At 62.9% G+C, this 21,198-nt stretch carries 14 protein-coding genes; 6 read left to right on the forward strand and 8 right to left on the reverse strand.

The features are described from left to right. Nucleotides 1-149: 149 nt before the first annotated feature. Entirely contained in the window at nucleotides 150-1,028 is an 879-nt protein-coding gene (locus DW943_RS06535; RefSeq protein ID WP_233514502.1) for a LysR family transcriptional regulator, read from the reverse strand. Nucleotides 1,029-1,261: 233 nt separating this feature from the next. Here DW943_RS06535 and DW943_RS06540 point away from each other — a divergent pair, with 233 nt between their 5' ends. The 4 genes from DW943_RS06540 to DW943_RS06555 all read left to right on the forward strand — a co-directional run bounded on the left by DW943_RS06540 (nucleotide 1,262) and on the right by DW943_RS06555 (nucleotide 7,134). Beyond that, entirely contained in the window at nucleotides 1,262-2,143 is an 882-nt protein-coding gene (locus DW943_RS06540) for an SDR family NAD(P)-dependent oxidoreductase (RefSeq protein WP_117843256.1), read from the forward strand. Nucleotides 2,144-2,209: 66 nt separating this feature from the next. Continuing rightward, the gene (locus DW943_RS06545) at nucleotides 2,210-3,466 is read left to right on the forward strand and encodes an MFS transporter (protein ID WP_117862534.1); all 1,257 of its coding nucleotides are present in this window, start codon (nucleotides 2,210-2,212) and stop codon (nucleotides 3,464-3,466) included. Between the two features lie 69 nt (nucleotides 3,467-3,535). Continuing rightward, the gene (locus tag DW943_RS06550) at nucleotides 3,536-4,576 is read left to right on the forward strand and encodes a Gfo/Idh/MocA family protein (RefSeq protein WP_055286288.1); all 1,041 of its coding nucleotides are present in this window, start codon (nucleotides 3,536-3,538) and stop codon (nucleotides 4,574-4,576) included. Nucleotides 4,577-4,986: 410 nt separating this feature from the next. Next, the gene (locus tag DW943_RS06555) at nucleotides 4,987-7,134 is read left to right on the forward strand and encodes a Tex family protein (protein WP_117862535.1); all 2,148 of its coding nucleotides are present in this window, start codon (nucleotides 4,987-4,989) and stop codon (nucleotides 7,132-7,134) included. An 884-nt stretch (nucleotides 7,135-8,018) separates the two neighbouring features. Here DW943_RS06555 and DW943_RS06560 read toward each other — a convergent pair. Both DW943_RS06560 and DW943_RS06565 read right to left on the reverse strand, forming a co-directional pair. Continuing rightward, nucleotides 8,019-8,723 (reverse strand): transaldolase, encoded by a 705-nt coding sequence (locus DW943_RS06560; protein ID WP_199572808.1) that lies wholly within the window; start codon nucleotides 8,721-8,723, stop codon nucleotides 8,019-8,021. 289 nt (nucleotides 8,724-9,012) lie between these two features. Next, nucleotides 9,013-9,840, reverse strand: coding sequence for an HAD-IIB family hydrolase (locus DW943_RS06565; protein WP_158566127.1), 828 nt, complete (start codon nucleotides 9,838-9,840; stop codon nucleotides 9,013-9,015). Between the two features lie 75 nt (nucleotides 9,841-9,915). Between DW943_RS06565 and rlmKL the strand changes: the two genes are divergently transcribed. Continuing rightward, entirely contained in the window at nucleotides 9,916-12,483 is a 2,568-nt protein-coding gene (gene rlmKL / locus DW943_RS06570) for a bifunctional 23S rRNA (guanine(2069)-N(7))-methyltransferase RlmK/23S rRNA (guanine(2445)-N(2))-methyltransferase RlmL (protein WP_117862538.1), read from the forward strand. Between the two features lie 94 nt (nucleotides 12,484-12,577). Here the strand turns inward: rlmKL and DW943_RS06575 are convergent, their stop codons facing one another. From DW943_RS06575 to DW943_RS06595, 5 genes are all read right to left on the reverse strand, one after another. After that, entirely contained in the window at nucleotides 12,578-13,291 is a 714-nt protein-coding gene (locus DW943_RS06575) for a response regulator (protein WP_117862539.1), read from the reverse strand. A gap of 4 nt (nucleotides 13,292-13,295) precedes the next feature. Then, complete coding sequence (locus DW943_RS06580; RefSeq protein WP_117862540.1) at nucleotides 13,296-14,921, reverse strand: ATP-binding protein; 1,626 nt, start codon at nucleotides 14,919-14,921, stop codon at nucleotides 13,296-13,298. A 113-nt stretch (nucleotides 14,922-15,034) separates the two neighbouring features. Next, nucleotides 15,035-15,229, reverse strand: coding sequence for a hypothetical protein (locus DW943_RS06585; protein WP_117862541.1), 195 nt, complete (start codon nucleotides 15,227-15,229; stop codon nucleotides 15,035-15,037). Between the two features lie 60 nt (nucleotides 15,230-15,289). After that, complete coding sequence (locus tag DW943_RS06590) at nucleotides 15,290-17,317, reverse strand: KUP/HAK/KT family potassium transporter (RefSeq protein WP_117862542.1); 2,028 nt, start codon at nucleotides 17,315-17,317, stop codon at nucleotides 15,290-15,292. A 159-nt stretch (nucleotides 17,318-17,476) separates the two neighbouring features. Further along, nucleotides 17,477-18,349, reverse strand: a complete 873-nt coding sequence (locus DW943_RS06595) for a nitroreductase family protein (RefSeq protein WP_117862543.1) — start codon at nucleotides 18,347-18,349, stop codon at nucleotides 17,477-17,479. 213 nt (nucleotides 18,350-18,562) lie between these two features. On the opposite strand from DW943_RS06595, the gene DW943_RS06600 reads away from it, so the two are divergent. Further along, nucleotides 18,563-20,863, forward strand: coding sequence for an LTA synthase family protein (locus DW943_RS06600; protein WP_117862544.1), 2,301 nt, complete (start codon nucleotides 18,563-18,565; stop codon nucleotides 20,861-20,863). Nucleotides 20,864-21,198 lie beyond the last annotated feature (335 nt).

The raw sequence follows: 21,198 nt of genomic DNA on the forward strand, positions 1-21,198 counted from the left end.
AACATTCTCGCTGCGCTGCGAAACTGCGCGCGGAGGAAATACACCGCCGTCCACGGGGCACCCTCCTACGCGTGATCAGCCCGTCGTTTAAAACGAAATAAAGGTTAGTGAGGCCCTGGCCGTTTGGCCAGGGCCTCGTTTTGTGTGAGCTACTTGAGGAGTTGGGCAATGGCGTTGACGAATTTTTGGACTTGGAGGGTGGGCTCGAGCGGGTAGTGCAAATAGACCGGCACCTCGCGGCCGCACAAAAACGGTACGCCCACAAAGGCCGGGTGCACGCCCGACCACGCTCCGCAGGTGAGCACCGCGTCGCCCTTTTCCTCCGCCTCGTTAAAAAGCGCAAAGTCAAAGCTGTCCACGTCGATCACGTCCACGCCGCCGTCGGCCAAAAGATCGATACGCAGGCTGTCCATGGCGTCGTTGCCGTGACGAAGCACGCGCAGGCGCATACCCTCCAGGTCGGCAACCGTGATGCGCGTCTTGCGCGCGAGTCGGCTTGTGCGCGGCACGTCGATATAAAACGGCACGGTAACGATGCGAAGCTTTTGGCAGGCGTCTCCCCAGCGCGGGGTCGAAAAACTCGACTGCACCACGTCGACCTCGCGTCCCAGACTGCGCATAACGGTCTCGTGCTCATCGTAAAGGTCCCCCACCGGCACAATCTCAAAACGCAAACGCGGTTCCATGTCGTGCAGCTGCGGCCATAGCGCGAGTGTATGGCGCCCCGGGCACATCATCGACACACCCAGGCGCACGGCGCCGCCATCGCCCGCCGCGCGTCGGGCACGACGCAGTGCGTCCTCGGACTGGCGCATGATCGAGCGCGCGTCGTCCACCAGCAGAGCACCCGCCGGCGTCACCTTGACGCCCGAATGCGAGCGCTCGAACAGCGTGATACCGAACTCGGCCTCGAAGCCCGAAACCTGCTTGACGAGTGCCGGCGTCGACACGCGCAGCTTTGCCGCGGCACGCGAGAAACTTCCCAGCTCCGCGGCGGCCGAAATAGCGTCAAGTCGTCGATCGTACACGTCAATCTCCCGTTTTCGCACGCGCGGGCCCACAGCACCGCAGGGGGTCGTTTTCGCAGGTCACGCGCTCAATTGAGAACAAACCTCAATGTACAGTGTAAACCTACGGTTAACGTCATTCTAACAAATATGCAATTCACCTGCGCGAACGCTAAGCATACGATAACCAGCGAAAACCACGTGGGTCGGTTAATGGGAGCGACCCACCGGGAGGCACAAGAAGGGAAGTTCCTATGAGCAACTGGCTTAAGCTCGAGGGCGATGTCTGCGCCGTGACCGGCGCACTCGGCGGTATGGGCGTCGAGATTTGCCGCGAGTTCGCCCGCAACGGCGCCAACGTCGTCCTGCTCGATCTGGACGAGGAAAAGGTCAAGGCCGCAGCCGCTGACCTCGCCGCTGAGTTTGGCATCCACGCCGAGGGCTACAAGATGAACGCCACCGACGAGGCCGAGGTTCAGGCCGCCGTCGATGCCACCATCGCCAACTTCGGCCGTGTCGACGTCCTCGTCAACACCGCCGGTATCCTGCGCTTCGCCGCCATGGAGGACCTGCCGCTCTCCGACTGGAACGAGGTCATCAACGTCAACCTCACCGGCTACTTCATCACCTCGCAGCGCTTTGGTCGCGAGATGATCAAGGCCGGCCAGGGCCGCCTGGTGCACATCTCCACCGTCGCCAGCCACTCCCCCGAGACGTTCTCGGGCGTGTACAGCTCCACCAAGGCCGGCGTCAACATGATGTCCAAGATGCTGGCCGCCGAGTGGGGCCCCTACGGCGTGCGCTCCAACTGCGTCGAGCCCTGCTTCGTTAAGACCCCGATGTCGGCCAACTTCTACGCCGACCCCGAGGTCGAGAAGAGCCGCAGCCGCCTGATCGCCACGCGCCGCATCGGCGAGGTCAGCGATATCGCCAACGCCGTCATGTTCCTGGCGTCCACGCGCTCGGACTTTACCACCGGCGACGCCATCAAGGTCGACGGCGGCTTCTCCAATATGATGGGCGACCTCACCGCCAAGCCCGGCGGCCGTCGCGCATACGCCGACAACTACCTTAAGAACAAGGGTGTCGAGCTTTGGTCCGACGAGTCCGGCGTCGCAAAGCCGACCGATCAGTAAACCAGCCCGACTGGGAGGCCCCGCGGACGCGCCCCTCCCTCCCCCGTATCGATTAGAAAGAGTCCAATGGCTTCCACCAACTCCAATAAGGGTCGCGCCGTCGTGCTTTCTGCCGCGTGCGTCACCATGTTCTTCATCAGCTCCATCGCGCTGTACTCCGTCGTGTCCAAGAATCTGCTCGCCGTCTACCCCGAGTGGTCCAGCGCACTTACCTGGGCTTTCCCGGTCTTCCAGACCATCATGGCCGTGACGGGCATCTTCGCCGGCCGTATCTCCGACAAGATCGGCCCCCGCAACGTCGTGATCGCCGCCGCCGTGTGCTACGGCGTGGGCTGGTTCATGTCCGGCACCGTCACCGAGCCGTGGCAGTTCTACCTGTGGTTCTCGCTCGTCGCCGCCATCGGCAACGGTCTGGGTTACAACCCCGCGCTCACCACCGGCCAAAAGTGGTTCATCGACAAGAAGGGTCTCGCCTCCGGCATCACCCTGGCCGCTTCGACCGCCGGCCCCGCCGTGCTGTCCCCGGTGCTCGCCTCGCTGCTCATCCCGAGCCTCGGCATCTTTGGCGCCCTCAAGGCACTCGGCGTCATCTTCTTTGTGACGATCGCCGCCTCCGCCCTGTTCCTGAAGGCCCCCGAGGCCGGCTGGCTGCCCGAGGGCTTCGAGGCCCCCAAGGGCGGCGCGCATGCCGGCACCTTCGGTGACCTCACCCCGGGCGAGATGGTCAAGACCCCGCGCTTCTGGGTCCTCATCGTCACCTTCGCCTGTGCCGCCACCGCAGGCACCCTGCTCGTGGGCAAGGTTGCCTCCATCGCCGCCGTCCAGCTCTTCGCCGATCCCACGAGCGCCGCGGCCGTCGCCCTCGGCGGTGTGGTGGTCTCCGTCAACACCTGCGCCAACCTGGTCGGTCGCCTGTCCTTTGGCCAGATCATCGACAAGCTCGGCGCCTACAAGTCGCTGCTCATCAGCCTTGTCGTCACCATCGTCGCGCTCGTCATCATGTCGATGAGCTTTACGCAGAGCATGTTCTTTGTGGCACTCGCCCTGCTCGGCTTTAGCTTTGGCGCCCTGCTCGTCATCTACCCGCCGCTCACCGGTGGCGCCTTTGGCACCAGCAACATCGGCGTCAACTACGGCATCATGTTCCTGGGCTACGCCGCTTCCACCTGGATCAGCCAGCCCATCACCGCCGTGCTGTATCACGCCGAGGCCGGCAGCGCCGCCTACCAGCAGTCCTTCTACGGCGCCATCGTGATTGCCGCCATCGCCGTCGTTCTCACCGTCTACATGATGGTCTCCGACAGCAAGAAGAAGTCCGCCTAGTTTTATCGATGCGACAAAGGGACTGTCCCTTTGTCGCATTCCACCAGCCACCAGCATTAAGGAGTCGTAATGTCTGAGCTCAACCCCGTCCGCATTGCCGTTATCGGCGCCGGCGCCATGGGCCGCAACCACATCCGCTTTGTCACCGAGGAGCCCGAGGCCGAGCTCGTCGCCATCGCCGACGCCTTTGAGGGCGCCCGCGCCACGGCCGAGGCCGCCGGCGTGCCGTTTTATACCGATCCCGCCCAGATGATGGACGAGGTCAAGCCCGAGGCCGTCATCATCGCCACCCCCAACGACCTGCACCTGGGCGTTGCCCGCGAGGCCATCAAGCGCAACATCGTGCCGCTGGTCGAAAAGCCGATCTCCAACGATCTCGAGGATGCCCAGGCCTTCGCCGCCGAAGCCGAGACCGCCGGCGTGCCCGTACTCGTGGGTCAGCACCGTCGCCACAACCCGTTTGTGAACAAGGCCAAGGAGATCATCGAGTCCGGCGAGCTGGGCAAGCTCACCGTGTCGAGCTTCCACTACATGATCTATAAGAACGACGAGTACTTCGACGTCGAGTGGCGCCGCAAGAAGGGTGCCGGCCCGATTCTGGTCAACCTGGTGCACGACGTCGACCTGCTCCGTTACCTGCTGGGCGAGCCCGTTGCCGTCCAGGGCATGCAGTCCAGCGCCGCCCGCGGTTTTGAGACCGAGGACTCCGCCGTGGTCAACGTTCGCTTTGCCGATGGCGCACTCGCGAGCATGACCATCTCCGACGCCACCGCCAGCCCCTGGAACTGGGAGGCGACCGCCCGCGAGGACCCGCAGTACCGTCCCTTCGACGCCGATGCCTACTTTATTGGCGGTACCAAGGGCGCCCTTTCGCTGCCCCGCCTGCACCAGTTCTCCTACGACGGTGCCTCCAACTGGCACAAGCCGCTGCAAATGGAGATCCCGGCCGTCGACCCGGCACTGCCGCACAAGATGCAGCTCAAGCACTTTGTGAAGGTCGTCCGCCGCGAGGTCGAGCCCGTCGTGACCCCCGCCGACAACGTCAAGACGCTCACGCTGCTTAACGCCATCAAGGAGGCCGCCGAGACCGGTCAGCTCGTCGAGCTGTAATGCCTTAAGAGCGGCCGCGGCGGAAACCCCATGCCGAGCCCCTCGGTCCGCCACAAATAAGCCCCTCTTCTTTGCCCCGCGAGCAGCCTCCTGCCCGCGGGGCATTTTGCTACCTTGCCGACGATTTTTCTGGGGCGGGGGCTATTTTGCACCTCGGCTTGATTCGTTCGCCACGAAACGCGCCTATCTACTACGTTTAACCGATCGCCCTTAACCATGCCAAATTTCGCGAAATAAAAGCCGCAGGTAGACGGCTTGCGTATTCTCGGAAAACCGGGGATGGTCGACCCATACGGTTCAAACGTAGTAGATAGGCCGCTTTCGTGGCGCGGCCCCAAAACAGTCTTTTGGGGCGGGTGGTATCCTTGGTAGCCCTGTGCTGCAAACGCACCTTAAACGCAAGGAGTCCCATGGATCTTATCGCCCAGCTCGCCCGCGAGCTCAACCTTAAGGCCGCCAACGTCGAGGCGGCCGTCAAGCTCATCGACGAGGGCAACACCATCCCCTTTATCTCGCGCTACCGCAAGGAGGCAACGGGCGGCATGGATGACGTCGCCCTGCGCGCACTCGACGAGCGTCTGTCCTACCTGCGCAATCTTGAGCAGCGCAAGGAGGACGTCATCCTGCTCATCGATGCCCAGGGCAAGCTCACGCCCGAGCTCGAGGCACAAATCCGCGAGGCCATGCAGCTCCAGCGTGTCGAGGACCTCTACAAGCCCTATCGCAAAAAGCGCATGACCCGTGCGCAGAAGGCCCGCGAGGCCGGCCTGGAGCCGCTCGCCAATATGATCATCATGCAGGCCTCGGCCAAGGGCAGCGCGCTCGACGCCGCCGCGGCATACGTCAACGGGGAGGCCGGCTTCGACACGCCCGAGAGGGCGCTTGCCGGCGCCGCCGACATCGTGGCCGAGACGGTAGCCGAGGACCCGGAGAACGTCGCCGACCTGCGTGCCTTTACGCAAAACACCGCCGACATCGTCGTCGAGGCAACCGATCCCGCCGAGAAGACCCCCTACGAGCCCTACTACAACTACGACGAACCCGTGCGCAAGATCCCCAACCACCGCATCCTTGCCATCGACCGCGGCGAGCGCGAGGGCAAGCTCCGCGTACGCGTCAACGTCGACGGCGCCGCCGCCACGGCACGCCTCGGTAGCCGTTGGCCCCGACGCCAGGGCGTCTTCGCCCCGGTCTTCGACGCCGCCATCGCCGACGGCTACAAGCGCCTTATGGCCCCCTCCCTGGAGCGCGAGGCCCGCGCCAAACTCACCGTTCGTGCCCAGACCGAGGCCATCAACGTCTTTGCCAAGAATCTCGAGGGCCTGCTCTCGGCACGCCCCGTGCACGGTGCCCGCGTGCTCGCGCTCGACCCGGGCTACCGCACCGGCTGCAAGGTCGCCGTCATGGACGAGACCGGCAAGCTGCTCGACCACGGCGTGGTCTACCCCACCAAACCACGCCACGACGTCGCCGGCACCAAGCGCGAGCTCGCCCGCCTCGTCAAAAAGGACGGCGTCAACACCATCGTCATCGGCAACGGCACCGCCAGCCGCGAGACCGAGGAAGTCGTCTCGGAGTTCATTGCCGAGCAGGCGCCCAGCCTTCGCTACACCATCGTCAACGAAGCCGGCGCGTCGGTGTACTCGGCCTCCGAGCTCGCGAGCCAAGAGTATCCCGACCTGGACGTCACCGTGCGTGGCGCCATGAGCCTGGGCCGCCGTCTGCAAGACCCGCTGGCAGAGCTCGTCAAGATTCCGCCCCAGTCCATCGGCGTGGGCCAGTACCAGCACGACCTTGACCAGGCCGAACTCTCGCGCACCCTGGGCCACGTGGTGGAAGACGTCGTCAACCGCGTGGGCGTCGACGTCAACACCGCGAGCGCGAGCCTGCTGGGCTACGTGTCGGGCATTACGCCGAGCGTGGCCAAGAACATCGTGGCATACCGCGAGGAAAACGGCGCCTTTACCGATCGCCGCCAGCTCAAGAAGGTCCCCAAGCTGGGACCCAAGGCATACCTCAACGCCGCGGGCTTCCTGCGCATCAGCGGCGGCAAGAACCCGCTCGACGCGACAAGCGTCCACCCCGAGAGCTACGAGGTGGCCACGTCCGTCCTAGAGCGCGCAGGCGTTAAAGCCAGCGAGCTCAGCCGCGGTGGCGTGCCCGACATCGAGCGCCGCCTGGGCAGCATCTCGGCGCTGGCAAGCGACCTGGACTGTGGCACCCTGACGCTCATCGACATTGTCAACGAGCTCAAGAAGCCCGGTCGCGACCCGCGCGACGACGCGCCCGAGGTGGTCTTTAGCCGCTCGGCACTTTCTATTGACGACCTGGAGCCCGGCATGGAGCTCAAGGGCACGGTGCGCAACGTCGTCGACTTTGGCGCCTTCGTCGACGTGGGCGTGCACCAGGACGGCCTCGTGCACATCTCCAAGCTGGCCAGCCGCTTCGTCAAGCACCCCAGCGACGTGGTGCGCGTCGGCGACACGGTGAAGGTATGGGTAGAAAAGGTCGATCGCGACCGCAAAAAGATCTCCCTCACCATGGTGCGGGGCAAATAAGCCGCTGCAGGCGCTCGGCGGGCCCCATTCCGCCGAGCGCCTCTCCTTCTAAAACGATTTGGCGATATCCCGAAGTGCGAGACGCCGTTTCCGCTAATCATCACCTGCAATTATTGAGATATTCGGCCTCGCTGGGCCGCGATAACACTTCTTCAAAGTGCAAGCTCAACAAATAGGCATCAGATATTCCACAAACGTCCCATATCTGCACCCGCAGAGGTGCGGTACGGGACGTTTTTCAGCCATATTGGCAATCTTGACGGCACTCTGAGGCCGAATATCTCGATTTCTGTTGGTGGGACACTTATGGGCACGAGCCGCAAAGACCTCGTTTGCCCGGTAGAGCTGTTCAACCACGTCAAGCATGAGATCTTGCATGCGCGGAACAAAGGATAATCGAAGGGTCTTGGGCGACTTGCGCGTCGCCCCGAACACATAGCCGGCAGGGTCCTTTGCCTTGGCGATGACTGCCAACTCGGGGCCGGATCGTTTTCGATACTTGATAGATATGGATTAGAAGATCATTAGATTACAGGTTGATCCATAATGCGGAACCGCGTTGTCCACGCGATGCCGTCGGAGCCCACGCCGCCGTCCGAGGTGACGCCGGCCGCGTAACACGAATCGTCATCCGGCGAACGAAGCCGCCAGTGGCACGCGGCGTTGCCATCCGAGCCCAGCCCCATTACTGCCCGAGACAGTTGGCGGGGTAGCACTGTCGACCCCCATCGGAATAAAGGTAGCGATTCAGCTCAGGACCTACCGACGGGTTCGTGTCGGCAGCCCCGGCCTTTCCTTTGCCTAGCGCGACCCTCGCGAAGCGCGTGAGCGATAGGGAAAGGAAAGGCCGGGGCGAACAACCCGCGGCGCAGCCAGTGTTCGCGTTACGGCAGGATATGGAAGCCTAGCGAGGCGATATCCTTGGCAAAACCGCGCACGGTATCGAGCGAGACCTCGTACGGATCGCGACCGATGTTCTTGCGCTTGGCCAGGATGCTGTTGGGCACCGTGATGATCTGACAGCCGCAGGCCTGCGCCTGGTAAATGTTGATAAGCTCGCGCGTGGACGCCCACAGGACCTCGCAGTTGGGCTTGGCGGCGGCCTTCTTGACCGACTCCGTCATAAACGGAATGGGATCGACACCCGTGTCGGCGATACGGCCGGCAAAGAGCGAAATGATGGACGGCGTCTCGGCGTCGACAGCGTCGACCATCTCGTCGACCTGCGCAGGCGTAAAGATGGTGGTGACGTTGACCTTAATGCCGTCGGCGGAAAGCTTGCGCACCAACTCGGCCGTGGACTCGCCCTTGGTGGTCACGCACGGAATCTTGACATAGACGTTCTCGGCCCAGGTAGCGATCTCGCGGGCCTCGATCTCCATGGTCTCGACGTCGTCGGCAAAGACCTCAAACGACACGGACACATCGGTGATGTGGGCCAGAACCTCCTTGGCAAACGCACGGTAATCCGTCACGCCGCCCTTCTTCATAAGGGACGGGTTGGTCGTGAAACCCTGAACGTTGCCGTTCTCGTACATGTCGAGCATGCCCTCGAGGTTTGCACCGTCAGCGAACACCTTGATTGCCATCTGCCTGATTCCTTCCGTTTGCACAAGGCCGGTAAACTGCTAAACACTTTACCTATGTTTATCAAGGCGTGAGCTGCGGGTTTTTATCTTCTCGGCGAACGGTATAAACACCTCAGTGTTTGGATTGATAAATCGGTTGAGCATGCAAAAGTAGAAAGTCTCAGTTTGAGCAAACGTCAGCGAGCGTGTTCCAAGTGCCGCAGGTCGCCGTGAAAGAGGAGCGATGCGTACTTTGGTACGCGAGCGACGGCTTGAACGGCGAGATGCGGTGGCTGGGACGCGCGCAGCGCTAGATCAACCCAAAGTGGCGCATGGCCGTGACGGTGCCGTCGTGTGCGACATCGTCGGTCACGTAGTCGGCGACCGCCTTGACCTCGGGCATGGCGTTGCCCATGGCGACAGCCGTCTCGACGGCGGCAAGCATGCCCAGGTCGTTGCCCGAATCGCCAAAGCCAAAGGTGCGCTCGTTGCCCGTGCGGCCCAGATACTCCAGCGCACGTGCCACGCCCACGCCCTTGTCGATACCCTTGGGGCTCAGCTCGCGATTCTGGCCGCCGGTATTGCACAGCTCAAAGTTGCGATCGATAAAGCCGTCGTCGTTGGCCACGCGAGCCAAGCCGGGCGCGTTGAGGCACACCTTGCCCACACGCAGATGACCGTCGATGCGCATTTCTTCGGCGCTATGCACCACAGCGGTGCCGATCAAAGACGATTGTTCAACGCCCGCAGGCTCCAGCGCAAAGGTTGCCTCGTTGGCCTCGAAAAAGGCCTCGAACCCTGCCGCAACAATGCGACGCGCAAGCTCCTCGACAATGCCCCCGTCAATGCAATCCTCGTGCACCACACGCCCCTCGACCTCGAGCGTGGCGCCCGCCATGGCCACGACACCCGCAGGGTCGAGCGCGCGCAGGCTGTCCGCAATCAGCCACAAGGGACGACCCGTGCAGATAAACGCCTTGTGCCCCGCATCGCGCAGGCGATGAAACGCCTCGATGACCGCCTGCGAGGGACGCACCGCCGAGAAGTCCTTATCGGTCATGCTGTCGGGATCGAACGACGTCAGCGTGCCGTCCACGTCAAAAAAGAGCACGGCGGAATCGGGGCACGCATCAATCATATGGGTTCCTTTCGAGGGCGATGGCAAACGAAGCATCCATCATATAATGGAGCGACGCAACCAGAGAGGTCACCCATGGAATTTTATGCAAGCTGCCCCGAGGGCTTTGAATCCGCACTCGCCGACGAGCTCAAGTGGCTCGGGCTTTCGCATGTCCGCCGCCTGAAGGGCCGCGCTACGTTTGAGGGCGAGCTCGAAGAAGGCTACCGCGCCTGTCTGTGGTCGCGCCTGGCCAGCCGCGTGTTTGTGGTGCTCGGACGCTTTGAGGCACAGGATGCCGACGAGCTGTACGATGCCGTTTACGACATTGCCTGGGAAAACATCGTCCGCCGCGGCGCCACCATTGCCATCACTGCCCGTGGTGTGACCGAGCAGCTGCGCAACACGCGCTTCTCTGCCCTGCGCGCCAAGGACGCATTGTGCGATCGCCTGGCCGAGACCACAGGCCGTCGCGCCGATGTCGATGCTGCCGACCCCGATGTCCACCTGCTGCTTTCGCTACGCCAGCGCCGTGCGAGCATAAGCCTGGACCTTTCGGGCGACCCGCTGTTCAAGCGCCTGCCGCCCGCCGCGACTCGCGCCGGCGAGGGCGCGCACGTGCTACGCCCCGACTACGCCGCCCTGGTGTTGGCGCAGGTCGGCTGGACCGCGCTGTGCGAGCGCGAGCTGACGGCCGACGACTACGAAAACGAGGCCCTACCTACGCTGATCGACGCGTCGTGCGCCGGCGGCGGCCTGCTGCTGGAGGCCGTGAACATCCTGACCGACCGCGCCCCGGGCGCCGCACGCGAGCGCTGGGGCTTTGAGGGCTGGCAGCTGCACGATGCCGCCCTATGGGAGCAGTTGCTTGCCGAGGCACGCGGGCGCGAGGCGGCAGCGCGTGAGCGCGAGGCGCGCATCGTGGCCGCGGACATCGACCCCGCCGCCCGCAAGACCGCCGAGCGCATGGTTAAGTTTGCCGGCTACAAGCGCTTTGTCGATTTTTGCGCCGCCAAATCTGCCACCGTACTGGACCACGCGGGCGCCGTCGCCGGTGCCGCCCTCGTCGCGGATACGACCGAGACACCGCTGTCGCTTATGCATGACGCCATGACGCTGGTCGGCGAGCTGCGCCGCGCGCCCGAGCTTGCTTCGGCACCGGTCGCCGCGCTCACCCGCGACGGCCTGCTGGCCCGCGCGTTCCATGCCGAGCCCGCGCGCTCCATTGCCGTCATGCCCAACAACGAAGAGGCGACTATCGAGGTTTGGCCCTCGCTCGACCACGCCGCCGCAGCGTTTGAAGCTGCGACCAGCGCGGATGCCGAGGCCGAGGTTGCGGATGCCAACGAAGTCAACGATGAGGCCGCAGCTTCTGCCATGCCCGAGCCCGCTGCCACGCTCGACCTGGGCGACGGCAAGCCGCTGCCCGTGCTCATCCCCGAATCCGAACAGTTCGCCAACCGCCTGCGCAAGAACGCTCGCCTGCGCCGCAAGTGGGCCAAGCGCGAGGGCGTGAGCTGCTACCGCGTCTACGATGCCGACCTGCCCGACTACTCCGCCGCCATCGACCTGTACGAGGGTTGCCCACAGACTCCAGGCCGCTGGCTCGTCATCGCCGAATACGCGGCGCCCAAGACCATCGACCCGGCGCTGGCCCAGGCCCGTATGCTCGACATCTTGGCCATCGCGCCGCGCATCCTGGATGTCCCAGCCGAGCATGTGCATGCCAAGGCCCGCATGCGTTCGCGCGGCGGCTCGCAGTACGGTAAGCAGGGCGCCGGCAAGGGCGGCTCGGGCGAGCGCGCCAACATTGCGCGCCGTCGCCTACCGCTCATCGAGGAAGGCGGCCTCACCTTTGCCGTCAACTTTGACGACTACCTGGACGTGGGCATCTTCTTGGACCACCGCGTCACGCGCAATCTGGTGCGTGAGCACGCCAAGCAGGCGCGCCGCTTCCTCAACCTGTTTGCCTACACCGGCACTGCCACCTGCTATGCGGCAGACGGCGGCGTCGAGGAGACCGTGACGGTTGACCTCTCGAACACCTATCTGGACTGGGCCGAGCGCAATATGCGTCAGAACGGCTTTGTGGGCCCGCAGCATCACTTTGTGCGCGACGACGTGCTCGCCTGGATTCGCGACCAGCGTCAGACGCGCAACCGCTGGGACCTGATCTTTGTCGACCCGCCCACGTTTTCGAACTCGTCCAAGATGGGCCGTCGCACCTGGGATGTTCAGCGCGACCATGTTGAGCTTTTGGCCGGCGTATCGCGCCTGCTCGCGCAGGGCGGCCATGCCATCTTTAGCTGCAACCTGCGCGGCTTTCGCCCCGAGACGCGCAAGCTTGCGCGCGCAGGCGTGGTGCTGGAGGACATTACGGCGCAGACCATCCCCGAGGATTTCGCGCGCAACCAGAAGGTGCACCACTGCTACATCGTGCGCCGCCTGCCCATCGAGGACGCCATGGCCGAAGTCGGCTTTAGCGCCGAGGAAATTGCTGAACGCGTCGAGGAACTGCGCAACCCCGGAGCCCGCAAGCCTCGTGCGGCAGTACCCGCGCACGCGCAGGCCGGCAACGACAAGTCCAACTTTGCCGGCAAACCCTCCCCCGCCGGCAAGCCCAAAAAGAAGAAGTTCTACGCCAGCAAGCCCAAGGGCAAATAACAAAGTTGCGGTGGAATACGGACTGTTTTGCCTGGAATTAGGCAAATTTAGACCGTATTTCACCGCAACTCATATTGGGATGGTGGTTGGCGATCTAGCCTTGGGTAACTAAGCGGTAGCCAATGCCTACGTGCGTCTGGATATAGCGCGGATGCGCGGGGTCGGACTCGATCTTCTTACGCAACGTGCCCATAAAGACACGCAGGCTCGCCAGGTCGCTCTTAGTTGCCGTGCCCCAAATCTCGTGCAGGATATATTGGTGCGTCAGCACCTTGTCGGCGTTGTGCGCCAGCAGGCACAAGAGCTTGTACTCGATCGGCGTCAGGTGCAGCTCCTCGCCGTCCATCGTGGCGATACCGGCATCAAAATCGATATGCAGCTCACCGGTATCGAACGAGCCCTCGGAGGCAACGCCGCCCGTCTGCGCATACGAAAGGCGTCTGAGCGTCGTGCGGATGCGCGCGAGCAGCTCCTCGACCGAAAACGGCTTGGTCAGATAGTCGTCGGCGCCGGCATCGAGCGCACGGATCTTGTCCGCATCCTCGCTGCGCGCCGAGACCACGATAATCGGCATGCCCGACCACGCGCGCACCGACTCCACCACCTTGACGCCGTCCATATCGGGCAGGCCCAGGTCGAGCAGCACAATGCTCGGCGCCTGCGACGAGGCGGCGGCGATGGCGGCATGGGCGGTCTCCACGGCCATATGGCGCAAGCCGTGCGCCTCGAGCGCGGCGACGATAAGGTTGCGGACGGCGGGGTCGTCCTCAACAACCAAGATGAGCGGTTTTACGGCAGAGTTCGGCACAGCGCTACTCCTTATCAAACGAAACGTCGGCGGCGGGAAGCTCAATCGTAAAGACCGAGCCGTGCGGGGCCGCCGCGGCAACCCCTATGCTACCGCCATGTGCCAGCGCAATGGAGCGGCAAAGCGAAAGCCCCAGACCCACGCTGCGCTGGCTATCGGCCAGACCATGGTTGGCGGTGTAGAACGACTCAAAGATGCGCTCGCGGTCCTCGGGCGCAATGCCCGGGCCGTCATCGGCCACCGAGCACGCCACGCATCCGTCGTCGACGCCAATCGAGATCACGATATGCGAATCCGAGGGCGTATAGGTGATGGCGTTGTTCACCAGGTTGACCACCAGCTGCACCATCAGGCGCGCGTCGACGTTGACGAGCGCCGGCTCGTCGCACGCCACCACCTTGAGGTCGTGCTCGTGCACGGCCGGGTTTACGTGGCGCAGCGCCTCCTCGACGATATCGTCCATAAGCTCGAGCGTGGTCGACAGGTGCATACCGCCGCCCTCGAGCTTGGTGATGGCGAGCAGATTCTCGACGGTAGCGTTGAGCCATTGCGCATCCGAGCGAATGGATAGGAGCATGCCGCGGCGCGTCTGGTCGTCGAGCACGGCCGTGCCGGTCGAGCCCTGGTCGAGCAGCACGTCGGCATTACCCGAAATGCTGGTAAGCGGCGTGCGCAAATCGTGCGAGATGGAGCGCAACAAGTTGGCGCGCAGCTGCTCGTTTTTAGCGAGCACCGCCGCTTCCTCGCGGGCCTCCATGGCGCGGGCGCGATCGAGCGCCAGCTCGCCTTCGCTCACGATGGCATCGGCAAGCGTCCGCTCCTCGGGCGTCAGCGCATCGGGCTCGGCGACAATGGCGAGCACCCCCACCACCGAGTCGGGATCACCCGCGCGCACCATGGTGTCGCCCGAGTGCACGGTCAGGTATATGCCAAAGAACGCCGAGCCGCCATAGGTGGCATCGAGCGGCGTTCCCACATAGGCGGATGCCGAGAGCCGTGGCGGCATCTGGGGCGCTAGCTGGTGCACCGGCGCGGCATCGCCCACGGCCGTGTACATCGTGCGCGGCAGCAGGTCATCGTCTTCCGGATCGGCGCTATACCACACGACCGGACAGTCCGAAAGACGCGCCAGTTGCGTTGCCATAGCATGCACAATCTGTTGCTGATCGCCGCACCGCTGCAGCATGCGGTTGGTCTCGAGCACCATCTGCGTGCGACGGTCGCTGGCGGCAGCCTGCGCCAAGGCGCGGCGCAGGGCCAGCGCAATCGAGCTCGACACGAGCGAGACCACAAACATGATAAAGAACATGCCGGGATAGACGCGGTCGATGAGCGACAACGAGTAGCGCGGGTCGACAAACAAATAGTTGTAGAGCGCCACGGCAGCAGCCGAGCTCAGCAGGCAATACAGGCGGCTCCAGGTAAAGAATGCGCACAGCTGCACGGCGAACACATAGACGATCATGATGCTCGGCGCGAGTCCCGGATGGTCGAGCAGCGCGCCCACAATCGTCGCCGCGGCCAGCAGCCCCGCCGATACGCAGGCGTCATACAGAGGGCTGCGACGCGTCAGCGTTGTGCGCCGCCACCAAAAGTTCTCGGCAATATCGCCGTCCGCATGGACGTCCATCAGCGCCCCGCCCCTCTCTCAAAAACAAAAACCACCACAAAGGGGACAGGCACCTTTGTGGTGGTTTCCCCTTGTGGTGGTTCCAAGTGTATAGCCTTTGCAGCCTGCGGTCGTTAGACAAACAGCGCGTGCGCGAGCAGTGCGCACACGCACGCCGCGACAAACACCAGCGCCACGACCGAAATCACGCGATCGGCCATGTCCATGTTGGCCCGATTCGTAAAGAACCGATCTTCGGCGGCGTCGACGCGCGCCTCACGCACCATTTCGACCACCGCCTCATGGCCATCGAGCGCCTTTGTATCCATGTTTACCTCCCCGGCCTCATGCTTATCCATCAAAAACCAACTCCGTGTAGCCGCCGACGTCTACGGCCGCTCGTTGGGAGCCAGGCGCTGCATCTTATTCACGGCTTTGAACTTGGTGAACAGCGGCACGTACTCAAAGCTCACGTTGGAGTTCTCCAGGCCGTACCAGCGCGCAGGCGTGCCGGCGGCACGGCGGATGATGTACTTGAGCGTGATGGCCGTACGCTCGCTCGGCTCCACGTCGCTTTCGGGTGCCAGCAGCTTGCGGATCATGACGAACTTGAACGTACCGATGTTGCCCGGGTCCTTGTAGACCGAGTAATCGTGCGTCTGCGCCGGCAGCTCGCCGCTGGCAGCCAGGTCCTGAACAACCTGGCGCAGGTAGGCATTGACGCGCTGGTTGATCTTGTAGCCCAGGTACAGATGCACGCGGAACACGTAGTCGGTGCCGAACGTCTCGACCGAGTAGGCAAAGGTATGCGGCTCGTCCATGGTCTCGACATTCACGAACCACCAGGCGCGAGCGCGCTTGGGGTGCTTATCCAGGATGGAGTAGACGATATCGCGGTCGATATAGTCGGTGTTGGTGTCCTTGGTCAGGTACACGATATTGTCGCTCATGAGCTCGTAGCGATCGTCATCGCGCAGGCGCTTGAGCTGCGGCAGGTAGCTGCGCAGCGGCAGCAGCGTAAACTGGCGCTGCTCAACAGCCGTGCCGTTGTACCAGCACACCATGATGCCCATGATGAGTGCAGCCATGAGAATGGTGAAGTAGCCACCGTGGAAGAACTTGGTGAGCGAGCTCACAAAGAAGAAGCCCTCGAGCAAAAGGAAGAAGGCGGCAAAGATCCACGGCGCGACCTTGAGATTGCGCTCCACGTGCAGATAGAAGAAGAGCAGCATTGTCGTGCACATCATGGTCAGGGTAATGGCCAGGCCGTACGCGGCCTCCATGTGCGCCGAGTTCTGGAACAGCAGCACCACGACGACGCAGCCCACGAGCATGACGTTGTTGACCATGGGGATGTAGAGCTGGCCCTTGGTCTCGGCAGGATAGAAGACCTGCATATGCGGCATGAGGTCCAGGCGGCTGGCCTCGGACACCAGCGAGAATGCGCCGGTGATGAGCGCCTGCGAGGCGATGATGGCCGCGACGGTGGAAAGGCCGACGGCAAAGGGGCGCAGACCCGGGGCGAGCATCTGGTAGAAGGGGTTGAGGTCGGCGATACCCATGAGCTCCGGGTTGCCGGCGTTGTTGATAAGCCACGCGCCCTGGCCCATGTAGGACAGCAGCAGGCAGCACTTAACGAACGGCCAGGTGGCATAGATGTTGCCGCGGCCCACATGGCCCATGTCGGAATAGAGCGCCTCGGCACCGGTGGTAGCGAGGAAGCAGCTGCCCAAAATCATGATGCCCGCATGGTTGTTGGGGCTCAGCAGAAAAGCGATGCCACGCAACGGGTTGAGGCACAGCAGCACCGCGGGATACTGGCAGACAAAGAACAGGCCCGTGCCGCCCAGGAACAAAAACCACAGCGTCATGATGGGGCCGAAGGCGTGACCGATCTTGGCCGTGCCGATGCGCTGCACCAAGAAGAGCGCGATGATGATGGCAAGCGTGATGGCGACGACACGACCCTGGTCGTCACCGAGCACGGCATGGACCGCCGGGATGGTGCGCAGGCCCTCGATGGCCGTGGTCACGGTAACGGCAGGCGTCAGGATGCCGTCGGCGAGGAGCGCCGCGCCGCCCAGCATGGCGGGGATGATGAGCCACTTGCCGCAGCGCTTGACCAGGCTGTACAGGGCAAAGATGCCGCCCTCGCCGTGGTTGTCGGCGCGCAGCGAGATCAGCACGTACTTGACGGTCGTCAGCAGCGTGACCGTCCACACGACAAGGGAGAGCGCGCCGAGCACGAACTCCTGCGTGACGCTTCCGATGCCGCCGTTGCCGGCAACGAGCGCCTTGGTTACATACATGGGGCTGGTGCCGATATCGCCATACACCACGCCCAGCGTGACGAGCATCGCCGAGATGCTCACAGGAATCGCAGCGTGCGAGGCTACTTCCTTTGCCTTTTGTTCCATAAGCCAGTTTCCTCCCAATTTTAACGTTCGACGGGATTATAGGTAATCAGCCCATGTTTGAATGGCGCTGTTTTCCCAGCTAGATAAACATTTATACGGCCTTTAGGCCACCATGGCGATATGGAATGCGACAAAGGGACTGTCCCCTTGTCGCATTCGTCATTTTCCGAGCCAGTTTTTGAACCACCACTCCATGGAGCGGCTCATCTCGGCCATAAAGGGGCTCGTGTGCTTGCGGGTGTAGATATCCACGACGCGCTCCCCCACCTCGCGGGCATGCGGGCGAAACATCTTGTCCATCTCGGCCACCTGCGCGTCCATGGTCGCGGCATCCGCACGGCAGTAGCGTTCCTCATGCACCAGGTTCACCACGGGATGCGCGATCGCCGGGCGCTCCTTGCGGGGCGTGCCGATGATGAGCATCGACAGCGGCATGGTATAGGGAGGCAAGTCCAGCAGCGCGGCGACTTCCTCGGCGTTCTCGACGACATCGCCGATATAGCAGCTCCCCAGCCCCAGGGCCTCGGCGGCAACCACGGCGTTTTGAGCGGCGATCATGGCATCCTGTGCCGCGATGGCAAAGTCGCCCAGGCCCGGCGCACGACGGGGCGACTTGCCCGTGCGCTCGACAAACTCGGGCTCAAAGCAACCCACGTGCTCAAACAGATCGATCCACTTGGCATAGTCGACTACAAATATGAGTGCCCAGGGCGCCTTGGCGATCATGGGCTGATGATCGCACAGGTCGGCCAGGCGGTCCAATGTGGCCTGCTCACGAATGCTCACGATGGAATACATCATCATGGCGCCTGCCGACGGCGCACGGCTCGCCGCATGCAGAATCGCCGCCCGCTGTTCGTCGGTCACCGCCACGGGACGGTCATCGTCATCACGCGCGAAGGCACGCGTAGACGAGCGATGCTCCAAGATGTCCAGCACCGCGTTGCCCGTAGTCTCGACCGGATAGCCGTATGTATCCACGACCGCAGCTCCGTCGCTGCCCATGTCCGCCTTGCAAACCTGCTCGCTCATCGCCCTACCCTCGCCATTTCTTTAAGAAGCCTTTACGTTTCCGTGTAATTCCCGTCCATTATCGCGCAGGTCGCCGCTACATTGCGCAACACCACCACGCACGCGCGTTATTATGGCTGGTTGTTGTGCGCAGTCACCAAATGCAGCGCATATCTTGGTAACAATCGGGTAAACCCCCGCTTTCGTAGGTTTTAGTTTGTGAGGAGTCTCAGCATGTTCGCTGCCGCCATCTCGCTCGTCGGTCTTGCGGCGACCGTCTACCTTGTCTTGCGCGAGGCCAAGGCCATTCGCGCTCAGTCGGGCACCGTTGCCAAAAGCGCTCTTGGGTGGAGCGTCGCCTTCGGCCTGTTCCAGCTCTTTTTGACCATTTGGGGCGCCATTGGCCTCGTCGCCCAAAACGAGCCGCTCGCCTTTGTGATGCTCATCCTGACCAATGCCATCCTCACCGGCTGCGCTTGGGCCAGCATCGCCCGCGACCGTATCGCCCCGCGCGTCTTTGCGTTTGCCGCGCCCGACGCCCCCGCTCCCACCGGCAAGCTCGCCCGTCTGCGCGGCGCCTTTGTGGGCAAACCGCTCGTCGCCGCCGTCCTGTGCCTGCTGCTCGCCGGCGTCTTTGCGCTGCTGGGCATGGAGGTCTCGTCCAACCACGACTTTACCTGGGTCTACCCCCTGTGCATCCTGCTCGAGTGGGCTATCATCACCACGCTCATGGTCGGCCTGTTCTTCCTGTTCCAGCGCCACGGCGCGGCTCCCGCGGTCCTGGCCTTTGCCCTCTTTGTCCTGGGCATTGCCGAGTTCTTTGTCATCACGTTTAAATCCATGCCCATCCAGCCGGGCGACCTTTCGGCCATCTCCACCGCCGCCGCAGTCGCCGGCAACGGCTACACCTTCTCCATCTCGCTGTTCTGCGTGCTGTCCATGGGCTTTACCGCCATCGCCATGCTGCTATGCGAGTACGCCGGCCTGGTGGCACCGCACCGTCAAAAGGGTGCCGCCAACGCCAAGCGCATGCTGCTCATCAACCTGCTCGTGGCGGTGCTGTGCCTGGGCGGCGTGACCGCGCATGTCACGCTTATCGACTACTACAACACCCTCGGCATCACCGTCTACACCTGGCGCCCGCTCGAGAGCTACTGGCGCGAGGGCTACCTGCCTGCCTTTATTAGTGCGGCGCAGTCCATCAAGCCGCCCAAACCCGCCGACTACTCCGTCGACGATGCCAAGACCACGCTCAAAAAGTACGCCAAGGCCTACGACAAGTCCGACGCGGCCAAGAGTGACGAGCGCGCCGCCGCAAAGGAGCAGTTCGACAGCGAGAAGCCCACGGTCATCGCCATCATGAACGAGACGTTCTCGGATCTGTCGATCTACCAGAACATGCGCGCCGGCTACGAGGGTCCGCAGTACTTTAAGAGCCTGTCCAACTGCCTCAGTCGCGGCAAGCTCTATGTGAGCGCCTACGGCGGCGGTACCGCCAATACCGAGTTTGAGTTTATGACCGGCAACTCCATGGCCAACCTGGGCTCGGGCGTGTACCCCTACACCATCTACAACATGGAAACGACTGGGAACCTGGCAGAGCAGTTCAAGTCGCTCGGATATTCCACCACGGTCATGCACCCCAACCACGCGACCAACTGGAACCGCGAGAACGTCTACAAGGACTTTGGCTTTGACCAGTTCCTGTCCATCAACGACTTCCAGGGAGCCGATACCCTGCGCGGCATGGTGACCGACCAGGCTACCTACGACAAGATTCTTGAGCTGCTCGACCAGAACGCCGATCCGCAGTTTATCTTCGACGTGACCATGCAGAACCACTCGGGCTACGACACGGGCCTGCTGCCGGTCGACAAGCAGATGCACCTGAACATCGACACGACCGACCTGGACGCCAAGACCGTCGAGGACGGCACGCTCTCCGATGTCGACGAGTATGTCTCGTGCATCGAGCAGTCCGACCAGGCGCTGCGCTACTTCCTTAACGCCTTAAGCAAGCTCGACCGCAAGGTGGTCGTGGTGTTCTGGGGCGACCATCAGCCGTTCTTCCCGTCCAAGTTCAATGACAAGTGGTTTACCAACGAGGACGACGCCACCCACCAGGAGCGCTTGTGGCAGACCGACTACATCATTTGGGCTAACTACGACGTTGCCGGTTGTAACCAGACGAGTGAGGTCGACGACCTGTCCACCAACTATCTGTCCACCCAGCTGATGCAGCTGATCGGCGCACCACTGACCGACTACCAGAAGGCGCACATGACGCTGCGCGAGTCGCTGCCCGCCATCAACTCGGTGGGCTACGAGGACGCCAGCCTGCGCTGGGCGCTCTCCTCCAACGTCACCGGCGACGACGCCGTTGCCGCAGCCGCCACCAAGGCACGCGAGGATTACGCCAAGATGCAGTATTACGAAATGTTCCGCGACGGCAAGAACGTCTATACGGAGCACTTCCAGACCGAGGCCAACGAGACCGACCCCAACCTGGCGCCGGGCACAACCAAGATTAAGTAGCTGCTAGCTGCTGAGCCACAACTGAAACGTCTGTCCAGGCGGAGGCATATAAGGTTCCCTGCTCGGACAGTCCTGCGCAAGACGAAGGCCACATTAAGTGGCCTTCTTTGCGTGCGGAACTCGCGATGAACCTTATATGCCTCCGCCTGGACAGACGCCCTGATGTTGGGGCGTGGCTTGTCTTGGGTGTATCGCCGAACATATATAAGTTGAAGGCCACGTTATGTGGCCTTCTTTGTTTGCGGAAAGTATGTCCCGGAATTCTTGTCTGGAATGGGATGCAGTTTCCGCTTGGGACCCGATTGGGAAAGTGTGTCCCACTATTCAGCTGGATT

The sequence above is a fragment of the Collinsella sp. AM44-11 genome, assembly GCF_003467145.1.
Taxonomy (GTDB): Bacteria; Actinomycetota; Coriobacteriia; order Coriobacteriales; family Coriobacteriaceae; genus Collinsella.